At 59.2% G+C, this 18,600-nt stretch carries 13 protein-coding genes and 1 pseudogene; 4 read left to right on the plus strand and 10 right to left on the minus strand.

Annotated features, from left to right (window positions below; all coding sequences use genetic code 11):
• Nucleotides 1-14: 14 nt before the first annotated feature.
• The 7 genes from AB3226_RS06765 to AB3226_RS06795 form a co-directional block, all read right to left on the minus strand.
• Nucleotides 15-809: a TenA family transcriptional regulator gene (locus AB3226_RS06765; protein ID WP_367372502.1), complete on the minus strand. Its 795-nt coding sequence runs from the start codon at nucleotides 807-809 to the stop codon at nucleotides 15-17.
• 43 nt (nucleotides 810-852) lie between these two features.
• Nucleotides 853-3,312 (minus strand): EAL domain-containing protein, encoded by a 2,460-nt coding sequence (locus AB3226_RS06770; RefSeq protein ID WP_367372503.1) that lies wholly within the window; start codon nucleotides 3,310-3,312, stop codon nucleotides 853-855.
• Nucleotides 3,313-3,506: 194 nt separating this feature from the next.
• Nucleotides 3,507-5,324 (minus strand): ABC transporter ATP-binding protein, encoded by a 1,818-nt coding sequence (locus AB3226_RS06775; RefSeq protein ID WP_367372504.1) that lies wholly within the window; start codon nucleotides 5,322-5,324, stop codon nucleotides 3,507-3,509.
• Nucleotides 5,317-5,919 carry a DsbA family protein gene (locus AB3226_RS06780; RefSeq protein WP_367375766.1) on the minus strand — a complete coding sequence of 201 codons (603 nt, stop codon included), beginning with the start codon at nucleotides 5,917-5,919 and terminating at the stop codon, nucleotides 5,317-5,319. The genes AB3226_RS06775 and AB3226_RS06780 overlap by 8 nt, the downstream gene beginning before the upstream one ends.
• A 39-nt stretch (nucleotides 5,920-5,958) precedes the next feature.
• Complete coding sequence (locus AB3226_RS06785) at nucleotides 5,959-6,900, minus strand: rhodanese-related sulfurtransferase (protein WP_367372505.1); 942 nt, start codon at nucleotides 6,898-6,900, stop codon at nucleotides 5,959-5,961.
• A 309-nt stretch (nucleotides 6,901-7,209) separates the two neighbouring features.
• A complete protein-coding gene (locus AB3226_RS06790) occupies nucleotides 7,210-7,509 on the minus strand; it encodes a BolA family transcriptional regulator (RefSeq protein WP_008005913.1) in 300 nt (99 codons plus the stop codon).
• Between the two features lie 12 nt (nucleotides 7,510-7,521).
• Nucleotides 7,522-8,043 carry a DUF2059 domain-containing protein gene (locus tag AB3226_RS06795; protein WP_008071591.1) on the minus strand — a complete coding sequence of 174 codons (522 nt, stop codon included), beginning with the start codon at nucleotides 8,041-8,043 and terminating at the stop codon, nucleotides 7,522-7,524.
• Nucleotides 8,044-8,234: 191 nt separating this feature from the next.
• On the opposite strand from AB3226_RS06795, the gene AB3226_RS06800 reads away from it, so the two are divergent.
• On the plus strand, nucleotides 8,235-9,629 hold the full coding sequence (locus AB3226_RS06800) for a class II fumarate hydratase (RefSeq protein WP_367372506.1): 1,395 nt from the start codon (nucleotides 8,235-8,237) through the stop codon (nucleotides 9,627-9,629).
• A 437-nt stretch (nucleotides 9,630-10,066) separates the two neighbouring features.
• Here the strand turns inward: AB3226_RS06800 and AB3226_RS06805 are convergent, their stop codons facing one another.
• Nucleotides 10,067-11,029 carry a DMT family transporter gene (locus AB3226_RS06805; RefSeq protein WP_367372507.1) on the minus strand — a complete coding sequence of 321 codons (963 nt, stop codon included), beginning with the start codon at nucleotides 11,027-11,029 and terminating at the stop codon, nucleotides 10,067-10,069.
• A gap of 201 nt (nucleotides 11,030-11,230) precedes the next feature.
• On the opposite strand from AB3226_RS06805, the gene AB3226_RS06810 reads away from it, so the two are divergent.
• A complete protein-coding gene (locus tag AB3226_RS06810; RefSeq protein ID WP_367372508.1) occupies nucleotides 11,231-11,425 on the plus strand; it encodes a DUF6316 family protein in 195 nt (64 codons plus the stop codon).
• 153 nt (nucleotides 11,426-11,578) lie between these two features.
• Here AB3226_RS06810 and AB3226_RS06815 read toward each other — a convergent pair whose 3' ends face one another.
• Nucleotides 11,579-12,763, minus strand: a complete 1,185-nt coding sequence (locus tag AB3226_RS06815) for an acetyl-CoA C-acyltransferase (protein ID WP_367372509.1) — start codon at nucleotides 12,761-12,763, stop codon at nucleotides 11,579-11,581.
• A 105-nt stretch (nucleotides 12,764-12,868) separates the two neighbouring features.
• Nucleotides 12,869-14,392 carry a polyphosphate:AMP phosphotransferase gene (gene pap, locus AB3226_RS06820; protein WP_367372510.1) on the minus strand — a complete coding sequence of 508 codons (1,524 nt, stop codon included), beginning with the start codon at nucleotides 14,390-14,392 and terminating at the stop codon, nucleotides 12,869-12,871.
• Between the two features lie 322 nt (nucleotides 14,393-14,714).
• Here pap and mnmC point away from each other — a divergent pair, with 322 nt between their 5' ends.
• Together mnmC and AB3226_RS06830 are read left to right on the plus strand one after the other, a co-directional pair.
• Nucleotides 14,715-16,697, plus strand: a complete 1,983-nt coding sequence (gene mnmC, locus AB3226_RS06825) for a bifunctional tRNA (5-methylaminomethyl-2-thiouridine)(34)-methyltransferase MnmD/FAD-dependent 5-carboxymethylaminomethyl-2-thiouridine(34) oxidoreductase MnmC (RefSeq protein WP_367372511.1) — start codon at nucleotides 14,715-14,717, stop codon at nucleotides 16,695-16,697.
• A gap of 122 nt (nucleotides 16,698-16,819) precedes the next feature.
• A pseudogene (locus AB3226_RS06830) lies at nucleotides 16,820-18,599 on the plus strand (N-acetylglutaminylglutamine amidotransferase).
• Nucleotide 18,600 lies beyond the last annotated feature (1 nt).

The raw sequence follows: 18,600 nt of genomic DNA on the forward strand, positions 1-18,600 counted from the left end.
ACGTAGTCTTCAGATCAGCTTTCGGCCAACTCCATCCGCTCACGGACTACCGGGGTTTTCACTGCCAATTCCAACTGCATGCATCGTTCCAGGAACAGATACATGTAGTCGTAACTTTTGCAGACAGCCTGGCGCAATTCCACTTGCAGTGCCTTGCTCGGGTTCATCCCCGCCAGAGTGCAGATGATTTCCAGCGCTTCCCATGGATGGGCATCGTCATACTGGGCGTGCATCTTCAACCACTTCATGGCCCGCTTGCGATCTTCCTCGGGGAACGCCGCCGCGTAGACGCCAGTGGAACAGACCAGTGCCGACCACTCCCCCGTCGCCCCTTCGATGGCGTAGTTGGTGGCGGCGATGGCCACGATCAGCGAATCCGACGAACTGGTGTGCCAGCACCAGTGGCTCAAGGCGTGAAGCTCAGGGGCCACCTGTTGGGCTTGCAGATCTTCCAGGCTGACACCGTGAGCACGGCTCCAGTGCACCCAGTAATCGGCATGGTTCAATTCGACGCGAATGTTGCGCATCAGCCAGCGACGCGCCATGTCTTCGCCAGGGTGGCGCGCAAAACGGGTCTTTGTCAGGTTCTGTGCCATGTATAAAGCGAACTGTTCGACCACCGGCCAGCCACCAATAAGGTACTGACGCATGGTTTTTGCACTGAGTTTGTTATCTCGCATGCGTTGATACAGTTCGTGTCCGACAACCCGGCGCTTGCTCTCGCTGCAATCCTGGATCAGTTGCTGAGCCCAGGCGGGATAACTTGCAGCTTCCATGAGTGGTCCGGTTCTGTTGAATGTGTCGATCACTGTCGCGCTCCTTTTGATTGTGATTTTTAGATCAGCAAGAGTTTCAACGGAACGTGCCGGGCGCCTTGAACAACAAAGGTCGGGGCCGGGCAGGACGACTTTGCAAACTATCCCAGGTAAACAGATGCGGGCGTTCAATCACATACCCTTGAGCGTAATCCACCCCGATCTCCAGCAATGCCTGCTCGATCTGAGGTGTTTCAACGAACTCGGCAATCGTGCGCTTACCCATGACATGACCGATGTGATTGATCACTTCGACCATGGCGCGGTTAATCGGGTCGTCCAGCATATCCTTTACGAAACTCCCGTCGATCTTCAGGAAGTCTACAGGTAAATGTTTCAAATACGCGAATGAGGACATACCGGCGCAAAAGTCATCCAGCGAAAAATGACAACCTAAGCCTTTGAGTTCATTGATAAATCTAATTGCACTACGCAAATTTGCAATCGCGCTGGTTTCTGTAATTTCAAAACAAATCATTTCAGGTGGAACTGAATATGCAACAAACTGTTCACGAAGGAAGTCCAGAAACGCCTCATCTCCGATAGTAATACCTGACAGATTTATCGCACACATGGCCAACGGCCCTTCGCGCTCTTGGGCGATGCACTGGGCAATGACTTTGAAAACGTTCTCCACCACCCAACGATCAATCGACGTCATCAAACCGTAACGCTCGGCGGCCGGAATGAAACTGTCCGGCAGAATCATGCGCCCCGCTTCGTCATGCAGGCGCAGCAGGATTTCGATATGCCCGCGGCCCTGCTCGTCAGCACCAAGGGGCGCGATTTCCTGGGCATACAGGCAGAAGCGGTCTTCTTCCAACGCCACATGCAGGCGCTGCACCCAGGCCATCTCGCCAAAGCGCAGGGACAGCTCAGAGTCGTCGGCGTGATAGACCTGAACCCGGTTGCGGCCCTTTTCCTTGGCCATATAACAGGCCATGTCAGCAGCACGCAGCGAAGCTTCGAGGGTGACCGGACTCTGGGCCACATGCACCAGACCAATGCTCACGGTGGTCACGAATGGCCGGCCTTTCCAGACAAAGTGCAGGTTCTGTACGGTCTGGCGCAGGCCTTCGGCGATTTTCTCGGCCGCTTCCGGTGCGCAGTTTTCCAACAGAATGCCGAACTCATCGCCACCCAATCGGGCCAGGGTATCGCCTTCGCGCAAGCCTGATTGCAACAACGCACAGATATGCCGCAACAGCTCGTCGCCCGCCGCATGACCGCTGGTGTCGTTGACCAGTTTGAATTGATCCAGATCGAGAAACATCAAGGCATGACGCCCCACCTGGCGCGTCAGGTTATGCAGGGCCTGTTCGAGGCGATATTCGAATTCGCGGCGGTTGGCCAGCCCGGTCAGGGCGTCATGGGTCGCCTGCCAGGACAGATTGGCGATGTATTGCCGCTCCTGAGTCATGTCGTGCAGCACCAGCACGGTGCCACTGACCTTGCCCATATTGCGGATCGGCGCGCCGACCAGAGTGACCGAAACCGTGCTGCCGTCCAGACGCTGGATCAGTTTGGAATGCTCGCTGCCACCGCTGAGCTGACCGCTCAAAATGTGCTCGATCAAGGTAAAACCATCAGCCTGAGCGTTCTCGTCCAGCAGATTGAACAACGCAGCCAATGGCAACCCCGCCGCCTGTTCGGCCTTCCAGTGAGTCAAGGCCTCGGCGGCCGGATTCATATAGGCAATCGCGCCCTCGACGTTCGTGGTGATCACCCCGTCGCCAATCGATTGCAGAGTGATCTGCGCCCGGTCTTTCTCCAGCTGCAACGCATCGGCGAAGGCATGGCGCTGCTTGAGCAGTTTATGAGTGCGCATCAGGGCCAACACAATCAAACCCAGCGCAGTGGCCAGGTTCGTCACCAACAGCAGCCGAAGAATCACCCGCGAGCCTTCGCCCAAGGCATCGCTGAACGCTTTGGCGGCAGGCGTCACGCCATCGTTGATGGCAAAAATCTGGTCCTTCCAGCGTTTGACGTCGGCATCGGTGGCCTGGCTATCGGCAATGCGCTGGTGCATCTCTCGGGCGACGTCATCGAGTCGCACCAGATATGCGTCACCGACCGTCCAGAGGTCGATGGCTTTTTCAAGGTAGCTGAAGTGCCGGAAATTGAGGTACAGCCAAATCACGCTGGCGACGTCGTCCGGATGGTTGCCGCCCTTGAGGATCGCAATGCGCGCCGCCTCGATATTCGGTGGCTGATGATCCAGCGCCAAACGCAATTCATGGCCACCCTGAGGTACCGCAATCGCGTTCTGGTATTTGAGAAAAATCGTTTCGTCGCGACTGTCGGCGTAGAGATTGAGGTAATAGATGGCGTCTTTCTGGCCCTTGGACCACAGGCTTTCACCACCGACGTAGCTGCGAACCGCCGAAAGAACGTAAAGGCTGACACCCCCCAACAGTGCCTGAAATAACACGACGGCGATAAAAGGCCAGACGATGCCCAACAAGCGAGGGGTTCCGAGAGTCCGTTTCTGCTTCATGAGGTCCCTTGCTTGCACTGCCCGTTCGTCGTCCGGACGAAAACGCTACCGCTAGACTAGGATGGGTTCTCACTCTAGGCAAGCCGGGGAAGCTCATGCCCAACAGCAGCAAGTCCTAGCGCCTCAGGGCTGGACTTCGTCCTCATGTGTTCATCCTGCCGGGGAAAACGCCCTGAACGTCCTGAGGCACTAAACTAGTGCTGCTGCAAATGCCCATAAAGCCTGGCATACAAACCACCATCAGCAATCAACTGTTGATGGTCGCCATCCTCGGCAACTTGCCCACCATCGAACACCAGCACCCGGTCGGCCTGCTTCACCGCCGATAACCGGTGCGCAATGATCAGCGTGGTGCGGTTGCTCAAAAACCGCGCCAGTGCCTGGTGCAGGTTGTATTCGGTGGCCGCGTCCAGGGCGGACGTGGCTTCGTCGAGGATGACCACTTTGGGTTCGGCCAACACCATCCGCGCAATCGCCAGGCGCTGACGTTGCCCGCCGGATAAACGCACACCGGAGCGCCCGACAATACTGTCCAGACCGTTGGGCATTTCACGCACCGTGTGGTGCAGCTGAGCGATCTCCAATGCCTGCCAGCAGGCCTCGTCGCTGCGTTCGCGACCCATGGTCAGGTTAGCCCGCACCGTGTCGTTGAACAGTGCCGGATGCTGCAAGACCACGGCGACATTTTCGCGCACGGTTTCCAAGCCGACCTCTTGTTGAGTCGAACCACCGAAACGGATGGTGCCGGCCAGCGGCGTGTACAAACCCAGCAACAACTGCACCAGAGTGCTTTTACCACCGCCGCTGGCGCCGACAATCGCGACTTTTTCACCGGGGGCAATCGACAGGTTCATTTGGTTCAACACCAACTCATCGCCGTAGCCGAAACTCAGCCCCTGGATTTCGATGCCCACCGTGTCGCGCCCCTGGAACGGGTCGACACTGCCGGTGTATTGCGGCTCATCGGCGCGGGCCAGCAACTCGTTGATTCGCGAAAGTGCACCGCCGGCGGCGTAAAAGGCGTACTGCAGGTTGAGCAGTTGTTCCACCGGACCGATCATGAACCACAGGTAGCTGAACACGGCCAGCATCTGGCCGATAGACAGGTCGGAAAACAGCACGGTGAGCATGGCAGCGGCACGGAAAATATCGATGCCAAACTGGAACAGCAAGCCGCTGGCACGGTTCGATGCATCGGTTTTCCATTGCGAGTTCACTGCGTAATCGCGCACTTCACGCGCTCGCAGGCCAAGCCGTCCGAGAAAAAAGCCCTGACGATTACCGGCGCGCACTTCCTGGATGGCATCCAGGGTTTCGGTCAAGGCCTGGGTGAAGCGCGAGGTGCTGTCGTTCTCGAGTTTCTTCAGGTGTTTGACCCGTTTGCCCAACTGCACCGTGGCATAGATCACCAGCGGGTTGAACAGCAGGATCAGCAGCGCGAGTTTCCAGTGCATCCACATCAGGATGGAGGCGGTGCCCACCAGCGTCAGCATGGCCACGAGGAAACGACTGAGGGTTTCGCCGACGAATTTGTCCAGCGTGTCCAGGTCGGTGACCAGGTGCGTAGTCACCGTGCCGCTACCCAGGCTTTCGTATTCCCCCAGCGAGATACATTTGAGTCGCTCGATCAGCCGCACCCGAATCCGATACACGATGTCTTTGGCCAGCGCCGCAAACAATTTCGCCTGCACCACGTTGAACAACAGCGCGGCGCAACGTAGTGCCAGGGTCACCAGCAGCATCAAGCCAATGTAACCCGCGGCTTTCTGCCAGACGTCGGGCAGCGCGTGGTTCATGATTTTCAGCGCGGCATCACCATGGCCCAGCAGTACTTCGTCGACCAGCAACGGCAACAGCAAGGGGATCGGCACGCTGCACAGCGTTGCCAATACCGCGACGCCGTTGGCGATCCACAGGGATTTTTTATGGTGAAGGGCCAGGCGACGGATTTCCGCCCAGCTCAGACGGTCGACACGTGCAAGGGCTGGAACGTCATCGGGCAGGTCATGCACAGGCAGCGCGCTCCAGCCAGCGGCCGAGCAACGGTGACAACACACTCAAAGGCTGATATCCATTGGTCAGCAGCGCCAATTGACCATCACGCTCCGCCAGCAAGGTCGGGAAACCGGCAATGCCCAGGTCCTGAACCCAAGTGAAATCGGCAGCGGTGGCTGCGTGTTGATCGGCACGGTCGAAGGCGGCGGCAAACTCGATGCGCGGTAAACCGGCCTGCTCTGCCAGCGCAACCAACACGCTGGCGTGGGTGACGTCGCGCCCTTCGGCGTAGAACGCGTGCTGGATCAACCCGAGCAATTTCCACGCGCAATCCGGTGCCAGGCTGCGCGCCGTCACCAGCGCCCGACACGCAGGCTCCGTGTCGTAGACAAACCCGTCAGGCAGCGCACCTTCAAACTTGAATGGCTGGCCGGTGGCCTCATGGACCGCCTGCCAGTGTTCAAGGATGTAGCGCCGAGTGGTCGGCTCCAGCGCCGAGCCGCTGCCGGTGCGCAAACCGCCGACTACCAGATGCACGTCCACCCCCGCTGCCTGCGCCTGCTCGACCAGCGCGTTGGCCACTGGCGCAAAACCCCAGCACCAGGAACACATCGGGTCCATCACATAGAGCAGGCGACGTACAGACATGGTTCAAGCCTCGGAAGGAGTTTGCTTGTAGTTGTAACCGATCGGGTGCGGCATATTGCGCGCCTTGGCCAGTTCGATCTGCTTCTGCCGGTCGATGGCACTGCGACGGGTTTTCTCGCTCAGCTTATCCCAGCAATGCGGGCAACTGATGCCGGCCACATAATGCTCGGATGCACGGTCTTCCACGCTGATGGGTGTACGGCAGGCATGACATTGATCGTAGTCGCCTTCGCTGAGGTCGTGGCGCACGGTCACACGGTTATCGAACACGAAGCAGTCGCCCTGCCATTTGGTTTCTTCCTGCGGCACCTCTTCGAGGTACTTCAGGATGCCGCCCTTGAGGTGATAGACCTCGTCGAAACCCTGACTGAGCATATAGCTCGAAGCCTTTTCGCAGCGAATACCACCGGTGCAGAACATTGCGACTTTCTTGTGCACGGCAGGGTCGAAATTGGCTTTGATGTAGTCGGGGAATTCGCGAAAACTGGTGGTCTTCGGATCGATGGCGCCTTCGAAGGTGCCGATCGAGACTTCATAGTCGTTACGGGTGTCGATCAGCAGCACTTCAGGATCGCTGATCAGCGCGTTCCAGTTTTGCGGATCCACATAGGTGCCGACTTTTTTGTTCGGGTCCACGCCTTCGACGCCGAGGGTGACGATTTCTTTCTTGAGTTTGACTTTGGTGCGATAGAACGGCTGATCGTCGCAGTACGACTCTTTGTGGTCGATGTCGTCCATGCGTGGATCGTTCTTGAGCCAGGCCATCAGTCCGTCAATGCCTTCGCGGCTGCCGGACACGGTGCCATTGATGCCTTCTTCGGCGATCAGCAGGGTGCCTTTGATGCCGTTGTCGACCATTGCTTGCAGCAGCGGCTCGCGCAGGGCGACGTAATCTTCCAGGGTGACGAACTTATACAGTGCCGCCACGACAATCTGTTGGGTCATGGGTAATTCTCCAGGTGGCTACCCTCGTAAGGGGTGAACCGGATGCGAAAAAAAACGCGCCGGGTGAGCGGCGCGTTGCGGATTCTAGCAAAAACGGTGTGATTTTAGGACTGTGATGTAAGGCTGGGCACAAACCTTTGTGGCGAGGGAGCTTGCTCCCGCTCGGCTGCGAAGCAGTCGTAATGCTGGCGACTGCACTCTTTCAGACAGAATGCTGTTGCAGGTTTTGGGACTGCTTCGCAGTCCAGCGGGAGCAAGCTCCCTCGCCACAACAGCCCTTCAGCTACTTCAGCTCTTCAGCCCGTCACATTAATGCTTGCTACCGCCAGCACAGGTCGGCGAAGCCGGAGCCGCGTCGATCTGTGCCCATTCTTGCGGCGTGTAGGTATGCAGCGCCAACGCATGGAACTCGCCCATCAGCTCGCCCAAAGTGCCGTACACCTTCTGGTGACGCTTGACGCGATTGAGGCCTTCGAACTGCTGGCTGACCACCACGGCCTTGAAGTGGGTCTGTAACCCACGGCTGTGCATGTGGCTTTCATCCAGCACTTGCAGATGCTCGGGCTGTAACAGCCCGAGCGTCGATTCGATGCGTTGTTGCATGGTCATCCCGAACTCCGCTTATGGCTTTTTCTTGGCAGGAGCGGCGCCTTTAGGCTCCAGCTCGGCCGTCATGTCAGCCAGCAGTTTGTTGACCACAGGCACCGCGCTTTCCAGCTTGGCTTGGGTCATCTGGGCCGATTGCTGAGTCAGCTGCGGCATTTTTTCCAGGACTTTCTTGCCCAGTGGCGACTGGTAGAACGCAACCAGATCCTTGAGCTCGGATTCGCTGAAATTGGTGGTGTAGAGCTTGACCATGTCCGGCTTCAGCTTGTTCCAGCCAATGGCTGCGTCCAGAGCGGCGTTGGCCTTGGCCTGGTAAGTTTCCAGCAGGGCTTTTTTCGATTCAGGGGCTTTGGTCTGTTCAAAGCGCTGAGCGAACATTTGCTGCACTTGCATGTACACCGGAGTGCCCAATTTGTCAGCGTGCGCCAGGGTCAGGAAAGCTTCGGCACTGGCGTTGTGGCTGGCGGTATCGGCAAAAACCTGGCCGCTGGCGCAAACCAGTGCAACCGCGGTACAGATGGCACGAAGACGAGTCATCGAGTTTCCTTTTCTAGCAGGCGAGGTAAACCTCAAGGGCGACCATTCTGCACCTAAAAAAGTGTGTCGCTCAACCCCAAGCCTTGTCGCGCCTTATTTAGAGGGGTTGAACGGTCAAATTCCAGACTGATGGAACCACGGACGGCGATCACGGCCTAAACTGCGCTATCAGACCTACAGGAGTGTGCATGATGAGCCGTATTGAAACCGACAGCCTGGGCCAGGTAGAAGTCCCGGATGACGCTTACTGGGGCGCTCAGACGCAACGCTCGCTGATCAACTTCGCCATCGGCAACGAGCGCATGCCGCTGGCGGTGCTGCACGCCCTGGCCCTGATCAAGAAAGCCGCGGCGCGGGTCAACGATCGCAATGGCGACCTGCCCGCCGACATCGCCCGACTGATCGAACAAGCCGCCGACGAAGTACTCGACGGTGACCATGACGAGCAGTTCCCGCTGGTGGTCTGGCAGACCGGCAGCGGTACCCAAAGCAACATGAACGTCAACGAAGTGATCGCCGGTCGCGCCAACGAACTGGCCGGCAATCCGCGCGGCGGCAAGACTCCGGTACACCCCAACGATCACGTCAACCGTTCCCAGAGCTCCAACGATTGCTTCCCCACGGCTATGCACATCGCGACGGTTCAGGCGGTGCAGCAGCATTTGCTGCCGGCGATCAGTGAGTTGTCTGGCGGGTTGGCGGAGTTGTCCGCACGGCACATGAAACTGGTCAAGACCGGTCGTACCCATATGATGGACGCCACGCCGATTACCTTCGGCCAGGAACTCTCGGCGTTCATCGCACAGCTGGATTACGCCGAGCGGGCGATTCGCAGTGCGCTGCCGGCCGTCTGTGAGCTGGCTCAGGGCGGCACTGCGGTTGGCACCGGATTGAACTCCCCCCACGGTTTTGGCGAAGCGATCGCTGCTGAGCTGGCCGCCCTCTCCGGTCTGCCATTCGTGACCGCCCATAATAAATTCGCTGCCCTGGCCGGTCATGAGCCGTTGGTCACCCTCTCCGGCGCACTCAAAACCCTTGCCGTGACCCTGATGAAAATCGCCAACGACCTGCGTCTGTTGGGCTCCGGGCCGCGAGCGGGGTTCGCCGAAGTGAAACTGCCAGCCAATGAACCGGGCAGTTCGATCATGCCCGGCAAGGTCAACCCGACCCAGTGCGAAGCACTGTCGATGCTGGCCTGTCAGGTATTGGGCAACGACGTTGCCATCGGTTTTGCCGCGAGTCAGGGCCACCTGCAATTGAACGTGTTCAAACCGGTGATCATCCACAACCTGCTGCAATCGATCCGCTTGCTGGGCGATGGTTGCAGTAACTTCCAGCAGCATTGCATTGCCGGGCTGGAACCGGATGCCGAGAAAATGGCAGAGCATCTGGAACGAGGCTTGATGCTGGTGACGGCGCTGAATCCGCATATCGGTTACGACAAATCGGCGGAGATTGCCAAGAAGGCTTACAGCGAGGGGCTGACCTTGCGCGAGGCGGCGTTGCAGCTGGGGTATCTGACTGATGAACAGTTTGATGCCTGGGTGAGGCCGGAGGATATGTTGGAGGCGGGTGCCAAAGGCTGAGATCTCTGGCGTCTGACAGTCAGTCATCGCGGGCAAGCCACGCTCCCACAGGTTTTGTGTCGATCCTGAATATTGTGATCGACACAAAACCTGTGGGAGCGTGGCTTGCCCGCGATGAACGATAACGCGGTCTAACTGACCGCTGATTTACACGTCATGTGTCGACCCCGAATATTGTGATCGACGCAAAACCTGTGGGAGCGTGGCTTGCCCGCGATGAACGATAACGCGGACTAACTGACCGCTGATTTACACGTCATGTGTCGACCCCGAATATTGTGATCGACACAAAACCTGTGGGAGCGTGGCTTGCCCGCGATGAACGATAACGCGGACTAACTGACCGCTGATTTACACGTCATGTGTCGACCCCGAATATTGTGATCGACACAAAACCTGTGGGAGCGTGGCTTGCCCGCGATGAACGATGACGCGGTCTATCGCCCCACTGCCATCCGCACCCGCCGGGCCTTGAGCCCCGCCATCAACGATGGCCCCAACGCCACCAGCGCCGACCCGAGCACCACCAGCACCGCCCCGCCATAACCCAAGCCATTGATCTGTTCGGCATGCACATACTCTGGCCATAACCACGCAGCAACGGCCACGGCGGCAAAGGTCACCAGCGGTGTGATCGCCAGCGTCGCACTGACCCGTGAGGCTTCCCAATGGGCCAGGGCTTCAGCGAAGGCGCCATAAGCGATCAACGTGTTCAAGCAGCACGCCAGCAGCAGCCAGCCTTGCAGCGGGCTCAATTGCAGCGCCTCCAGCGGATGCACCCACGGTGTCAGCAACAGCGCACAGAACAGGTAAATCACCATCATCACCTGCAACGAATTCCACACCGTGAGCAACTGCTTCTGGCCCAAGGCATAGAAGGTCCAGACCGTGGACGCCAACAGCACCATCAGCACACCGGCGGTGTAATCGGTCAGAGAGGTGAGCAACTCACTCAAACGCTGATTGAAGAACAGCGCAAAGCCGATCAGCAGCACCAACAGGCCAATCCCCTGCCCCACGCTAAACCGTTCCTTGAACACAAACAGACTGGCGATCAGCAACATGATCGGGCCCATTTGCACCACCAGTTGCGCGGTGCCGGGGCTGAGCAGGTTCAGGCCCATCAGGTACAGCACGTAGTTGCCGACCAGTCCAAGTACCGCCATCAACACCAGCCAGCCACCGCGCGGGCCGAGTACTTTGCGACTCGGCAGGCGTTTGGTCGCTGCCAGATAAATGAACAGGCAACCGCCGGACACCAGCAGGCGAAACCAGGTCACCGTCACCGGGTCCATCACCAGCAGCACTTGCTTGAGCTTGATCGGCAGGATTCCCCACAGCAACGCAGTCAGCAAGGCCAGGCACAGACCATAAACCCAGCGACCCGATGAAATATGCATGCTGACCCCGAAGCCGATTGGCGAAAACGCTCATTCTAGGCTCAGACCGGGGCGCGACACAGGGACAGTTGCCAGCGGGCCGCGAATGAAACTGTGCAGGTCGCAGCATAAAGTTGACGATATGCCGTCGATCAGGTGGCCAGGCGGGGCAAGAGGTTCATGCATAAGCTCATTGAAACCGTCCCCCGCAGGAGATCGCTCATGTACGGCATGCGCGCCCAAGACAACGCCCCCGCCACCCACTTTCGTTGTGACCGCTTGTGTCGTGTGAATGGAGAGCTGTATTTCACCACGCGGGAACACACGCTGGAGGGGCCGTTTGAAAACCGGGAGACAGCGATGCGTGAGATTCAGGCGTATGTCGAGCGGATGCAGTTCTTGTGCATGAGCCGATAGACCGCAGCGCCTTCATCGCGGGCAAGCCCGCTCCCACAGGGGTTGTGGCGTTCGCTGTATTTGTGATCGCCGCCCATTACTGTGGGAGCGGCGGTGCGACGATTCGACTTGCCCGCGATAGCAATGCAACAGTCTCTACATAATCAAGGGTACTTACCGCACCCCCTCAAACAACCCCGTAGCCCCCATCCCGCCCCCCACGCACATGGTGACGATGCCGTAACGCAGGTTACGCCGCTGCAACTCACGCACGATGTGCCCGACCTGACGCGAACCGGTCATGCCGAACGGATGGCCGATGGCAATCGAACCGCCATTGACGTTGTATTTGTCGTTATCGATTTCCAGCCGATTGCGGCTGTACAGGCATTGCGAGGCGAACGCTTCGTTGAGTTCCCACAGATCAATGTCGGCAACCTGCAACCCCTTGGCCTTGAGCAACTTCGGCACCGAGAACACTGGGCCGATGCCCATTTCGTCCGGTTGGCACCCGGCCACGGCAAAACCGCGGAAGAACGCTTTGGGCTTGAGCCCCAGCGCCAAAGCTTTTTCCAGGCTCATCACCAGGGTCATCGAAGCGCCGTCGGACAGTTGCGACGAGTTGCCGGCGGTCACCGAGCCGTCTTCGGCAAACACCGGTTTCAACCCGGCCAGACTTTGCAACGTGGTGTCTGGGCGGTTGCAGTCGTCGTGGTCGACGATGCCGTCGAGGATCTGCACTTGGCCGGTGGCCTTGTCTTCAACGCGGTACTTCACCGCCATCGGTACGATTTCATCATTGAACAACCCGGCGGCCTGCGCCAGGGCGGTACGCTGCTGACTTTGCAGAGCGTATACATCCTGCTCTTGGCGACTGACATCGTAACGACGCGCGACGATCTCTGCGGTCTGGCCCATGGGGAAATAAATACCCGGCACCTGCTCTTTCAGCAGCGGGTTGATCAGGTTGTCGGTGTTGACGCTTTTCATGGTCAGGCTGATCGACTCGACGCCACCAGCGACAATGATGTCGCTGCAGCCCGAAGCGATCTGATTGGCGGCAATGGCGATGGCCTGCAAGCCTGATGAACAGAAGCGGTTAAGGGTCATGCCACCCGTGCCGATGCCCAAGTGCGACAGCACCGCGACGTTGCGGCCGATGTTGAAACCCTGGGCGCCTTCGTTGGAGCCGGCGCCGACGATGCAATCCTCGACGCTGGCCGGGTCGACATCATTGCGCGTGAGCAGCGCGTTGACACAGTGGGCCGCCATGTCGTCCGGACGGGTCATGTTGAACTTGCCGCGAAAGGATTTGGCCAGGCCGGTCCGTACGCTGTCGACGATCACCACTTCACGCATGGCATACACCTCATTGTTGTTGTCAGTCAGGAGTTGGACCGAGCATAAGTCCACCCTATGACTGACCGCGACAATCATTCACCTCGCGTATGCGTAGCCATCGGTTCAGCGCTTGCGCTTTTGCAGTTTCTTCTCGCGCTTGTCGGACTTTTCGAAAGCCTCTTCCAGCGCCTGGTTAAGGGTGCGCAGGACTTTGACCCGCGCCCAGCGCTTGTCATTGGCTTCCACCAGGGTCCAGGGCGATATCTCGGTGCTGGTGCGATCGACCATATCGCCGACGGCGGCGCGATAGTCCTCCCATCTGTCGCGATTGCGCCAGTCGTCTTCAGTGATCTTGAAGCGCTTGAAGGGGATCTCTTCGCGCTCCTGGAAACGCTCCATCTGAGTCTGTTTGTCGATGGCCAGCCAGAACTTGACCACGATCACTCCGGCATCGGCGATCTGCTCTTCGAAGTCGTTGATCTCGCCATAGGCGCGCATCCAGTCCGCCTTGCTGCAAAAGCCTTCGATGCGTTCCACCAACACCCGGCCATACCAGGAACGGTCGAACACAGTGAATTTGCCCCGCGCCGGAATATGCCGCCAGAACCGCCAGAGATACGGCTGCGCCCGTTCTTCCTCGGTAGGCGCGGCGATCGGCACGATGTCGTACTGGCGTGGGTCAAGCGCCGCGGCCACTCGACGGATTGCTCCGCCCTTGCCTGCCGCGTCGTTGCCTTCGAACACCGCGATCAACGCGTGGCGACGCATGCGCTTGTCGCGCATCAGCCCGGAAAACCGTGCCTGCTCGGTAATCAGTTGCTCTTCGTAATCGTCCTTGTCCAGTTGTAGGGTCAAGTCCAGGCTGTCGAGCAGATTCAGTTGATCGACGCTGGGGAACAAGGGCGCTGCGCTGACTTTGTGCGGGTGAATCCTCGGTCTTTTCAGCGCGCTCTGCAGGCCTTCGAGCAAGATCTTGCCGACCGTAAGGCTGCGATAGCGCGCGTCCACGCCGGCGATCACATGCCACGGCGCATAGTCGCGGCTGGTGCGGCGCAGCACTCGTTCGCCGTACTTCACGAACTTGTCGTAGGTCGCGGATTGTTGCCAGTCCAGCGGGCTGATGCGCCAGCTGTGCAGCGGGTCGTCGGCCAGCGACTTGAGCCGTGCTTTCATCTGTTTTTTGGAGAGGTGAAACCAGAATTTGAAGATCAGCGCGCCTTCGTCGCACAACATCTTCTCCAGTCGCTCGGCTCCGTTGATGCTTTGATCGAGTCGCGGATCCTTGAACAAACCATGAACCCGTCCTTGCAGCATCTGGCTGTACCAGTTGCCGAAGAAAATCCCCATGCGGCCCTTGGCCGGGAACATTCGCCAGTAGCGCCAGGCCGGCGGTCGCGCCAGTTCTTCGTCGGTCTGTTGGTCGAAGGTGCGGACCTCGATCGAGCGCGGGTCCATCCATTCGTTGAGCAACTTGACCGTCTCGCCCTTGCCGGCGCCTTCGATGCCGTTGATCAGGATGATGACCGGAAAGCGCTGTTGCTGGCGAAGTTCGAACTGCGCTTCGAGCAAGGCTTCACGCAACGCTGGCACTTCGGCTTCATAGGTTTCTTTGTCGATGGCATGACCGATTTCGGCGGATTCGAACATAGAGAGCAGCTCCTTCCAGGATGGAGCAAGACTAGCGGATTGACTGCTCATATGTAGGACAAATCAGTCTTTGAGGCTGATACAAATCCTGTGGCGAGGGAGCTTGCTCCCGCTGGACGGCGAAGCCGTCCCAACATCAGCCCCCGCACTCCAGCGGTACATAGACAACCAGCTTGCGGCTGCTTCGCACCCGAGCGGGAGCAAGCTCCCTCGCCACAAAAGCGACGATTTTCCCCGACACAACCAATGTGGCACTTGCCATGGATCAAGCGCCGCAGCAGCGATCGGCTAGAATGGCCACCTTGCCGTTACCGAGCCTGCCATGAAACCTGTATTGCCCCACGCCCAGCTCGACTGGGACGACCAAGGTCGCCCGCGTTCGCGGGTGTTCGATGATGTGTATTTTTCCGACCTGTCGGGCCTTGAAGAAACCCGTTACGTGTTTCTGGAGCAAAACGATTTGCGCGACCGCTTCGCCGCATTGCCGGCAAGTGGTCGACTGGTGATTGGCGAGACCGGTTTCGGTACCGGGCTGAATTTTCTCTGTGCCTGGCAGTTGTTCGAACAGCACGCGGTGGCCGGTGCGCGGCTGCATTTTGTCAGTGTCGAAAAGTACCCGTTGAGCGCGCCCGATCTGCAACGGGCTCTGGCGTTATGGCCGGAGCTCAAACCATTTGCCGATCAACTGCTGGCGCAATACGTGGCGATCCATCAGGGCTTTCAGCGCTTGGTGCTGGACAATGGCCGCGTCACCCTGACCTTGCTGATCGGCGATGCACTTGAGCAATTGCCGCAACTGGATGCGCAGATCGACGCCTGGTTTCTCGATGGTTTCGCTCCAGCGAGAAACCCCGATATGTGGACCGCCGAATTGTTTGCCGAACTGGCTCGCCTGGCGGCACCCGGCTCGACCATCAGCACCTTCACCAGCACCGGCTGGGTGCGCCGCCTGTTGAACGCGGCGGGTTTCAAGATGAAACGCACGCCCGGCATCGGTCATAAATGGGAAATCCTGCGGGGCACGTTCCTCGGTTGGCCTGAAGAGGCCACTAAACCAGCCGCGACAAAACCATGGTTCGCTCGCCCACAACCGCTGACCGGCGAGCGCCGCGCTTTGGTGATCGGCGCAGGTCTGGCCGGTTGCGCCAGCGCCGCCAGCCTGGCCGCACGAGGTTGGCAAGTGAGCCTGCTGGACCGCCACGAAGCACTGGCGCAGGAAGCCTCGGGCAATCCTCAAGGTGTGCTGTACCTCAAGCTTTCGGCCCATGGCACGGCATTGTCGCAATTGATCGTCAGCGGTTTTGGCTACACCCGACGTCTGCTGGAACAGCTGCAACGTGGTGTCGACTGGGACGATTGCGGAGTCTTGCAACTGGCCTTCAATGCCAAGGAAGCCGAGCGTCAGGCGCAATTGGCCGCGGCCTTTTCACCGAGCCTGGTGCACCTGCTCGATCAATCCCAGGCCCAGGCCCGAGCCGGTATCGAACTGGCGCACGGCGGCTTGTTCTACCCTGAAGGCGGCTGGGTTCATCCGCCCGCATTGTGCCAGTGGCAAGCGTCCTCAACGAACATTCACTGGCTGCCCCATCGCGACGTGCTGGAACTGCGCAAGGTCGATGATCAGTGGCAGGCTTGGGACGGTGATGCATTGCTGGCCAGTGCGCCCGTGGTGATTCTGGCCGGCGCCGCCGAGATCAAGCGTTTTCCATACAGCGCCGACCTGCCCCTCAAACGCATTCGCGGGCAGATCACCCGACTGGCGCAAACGCCTGAAAGCCAGAGCCTGGCAACCGTCGTCTGCGCAGAAGGTTACGTGGCGCCCGCACGCTTGGGCGAACACACACTCGGCGCCAGCTTCGATTTCAAAAGCGATGAGCTGACCCCGACCGTCGCCGAACACCTTGGCAACCTGGCGTTGCTCGAGGAAATCTCCACTGATCTGGTCGCCCGTCTGCATGTTCCAGACCTGGACCCGCAACAGCTTGAAGGACGCGCGGCATTCCGCTGTACCAGCCCGGATTACCTGCCGATCGTCGGACCGTTGGCTGAACAAGTCGCCTTCGCCGAGGCCTATGCCGCGCTGAGCAAAGATGCCCGGCAAGTGCCCGATGCTCCCTGCCCATGGCTCGATGGTTTTTACGTCAACAGCGGTCACGGCTCTCGCGGTTTGATCACCGCGCCGTTGTCTGGCGAGCTGTTGGCGGCATGGCTTGAAAACGAACCGTTGCCGCTGTCAAAAACAGTCGCCGAAGCCTGCCATCCCAACCGTTTTGCCTTGCGCCAATTGATCCGCGGAAAAGCCTGACACGCAGCCTTATAACTTATCGGTCTAAAACTCCAGGGATTCACATGGGTCAGTTTCCGGGTACCCGCCGTTTTTGGCGCGTATCGATTGACCCTCCCCAACGGAAAAACCGGTAAGGACTTATGTGCGGATTAGCTGGAGAATTACGTTTCGACCATCAACCTGCGGACCTCGCAGCCATAGAACGAATCACCCATCACCTGGCCCCTCGCGGCCCTGATGCGTGGGGCTTCCACAGCCAGGGGCCGATTGCCCTGGGCCATCGGCGCCTGAAAATCATGGACCTGTCGGACGGCTCGGCACAGCCGATGATCGACAACCAACTGGGCCTGTCCCTGGCCTTCAACGGCGCGATCTACAACTTCCCGGAACTGCGCACCGAACTGGAAAACCTCGGTTACGCCTTCTATTCCGGCGGTGACACCGAAGTGCTGCTCAAGGGTTATCACGCCTGGGGCGAAGCCTTGTTGCCCAAACTCAACGGCATGTTCGCCTTCGCTATTTGGGAGCGCGACGCCAAGCGTCTGTTCATTGCCCGCGACCGTCTCGGCGTGAAGCCGTTGTATCTATCGCGCACCGGTCAGCGCCTGCGCTTTGCCTCGGCCCTGCCGGCATTGCTCAAGGGCGGCGACATCAACCCGATCCTCGATCCGGTGGCGCTCAATCATTATCTGAATTTCCATGCGGTGGTCCCGGCCCCGCGCACCTTGCTGGCGGGCATTGAAAAGCTGCCCCCGGCGAGCTGGATGCGCATTGAAGCGGACGGCACCACCGAGCAGAAAACCTGGTGGACCCTGCCCTACGGCCCCCACGCCGACGAACTGAACCTGACCCTCGAAGACTGGCGCGATCGCGTGCTCGACAGCACCCGTGATGCGGTGGCGATCCGTCAACGGGCGGCAGTAGATGTCGGCGTGCTGCTTTCCGGTGGTGTCGACTCGAGTCTATTGGTGGGCCTGTTGCGCGACGTCGGGGTCGAAAACTTGTCGACCTTTTCCATCGGTTTCCAGGATGCCGGCGGCGAGCGTGGTGACGAGTTCCAGTATTCGGATCTGATCGCCAAGCACTACGGCACCCAACATCACCAACTGCGTATCGACGAAAAAGAAATCATCGAGCAACTGCCCGCGGCGTTCCGTGCCATGAGCGAGCCGATGGTCAGCCATGACTGCATCGCGTTCTATCTGCTGTCGCGCGAAGTGGCCAAGCACTGCAAGGTGGTGCAAAGCGGCCAAGGCGCGGACGAGTTGTTCGCCGGTTATCACTGGTATCCGCAGGTCGACGGTGCGAGCGATCCGTATGCCGCGTATCGCGATGCGTTTTTTGACCGCAGCTATGCCGACTACGCCGCCACGGTGCAGCCGCAATGGCTGACGGCCAACGACGCGGCCGGCGACTTCGTGAAAGAACATTTCGCTCAGCCCGGTGCCGATGCAGCCGTGGACAAAGCCCTGCGTCTGGACAGTACCGTGATGCTGGTGGATGACCCGGTCAAACGGGTCGACAACATGACCATGGCCTGGGGCCTGGGGCCTGGAAGCGCGTACACCGTTTCTCGACTATCGCCTGGTGGAATTGTCGGCGCGGGTGCCGGGCAAATTCAAGCTGCCGGATGGCGGCAAGCAAGTCTTGAAAGAAGCGGCGCGGCTGGTCATTCCGAGTGAAGTGATCGACCGCAAAAAGGGTTACTTCCCGGTCCCTGGTCTCAAGCATTTGCAGGGCGACACGCTGAACTGGGTGCGTGAACTGCTGCTCGATCCGAGTCAGGATCGTGGCCTGTTCAACCCCGCCATGCTCGACCGCCTGCTGACCGATCCGCAAGGTCAACTGACCCCGTTGCGCGGCTCCAAGCTGTGGCAATTGGCAGCCCTGAACCTGTGGCTCAGTGAACAAGGAATCTGAT

The sequence above is a fragment of the Pseudomonas lini genome, from assembly GCF_964063345.1.
GTDB lineage: Bacteria > Pseudomonadota > Gammaproteobacteria > Pseudomonadales > Pseudomonadaceae > Aquipseudomonas > Aquipseudomonas lini_B.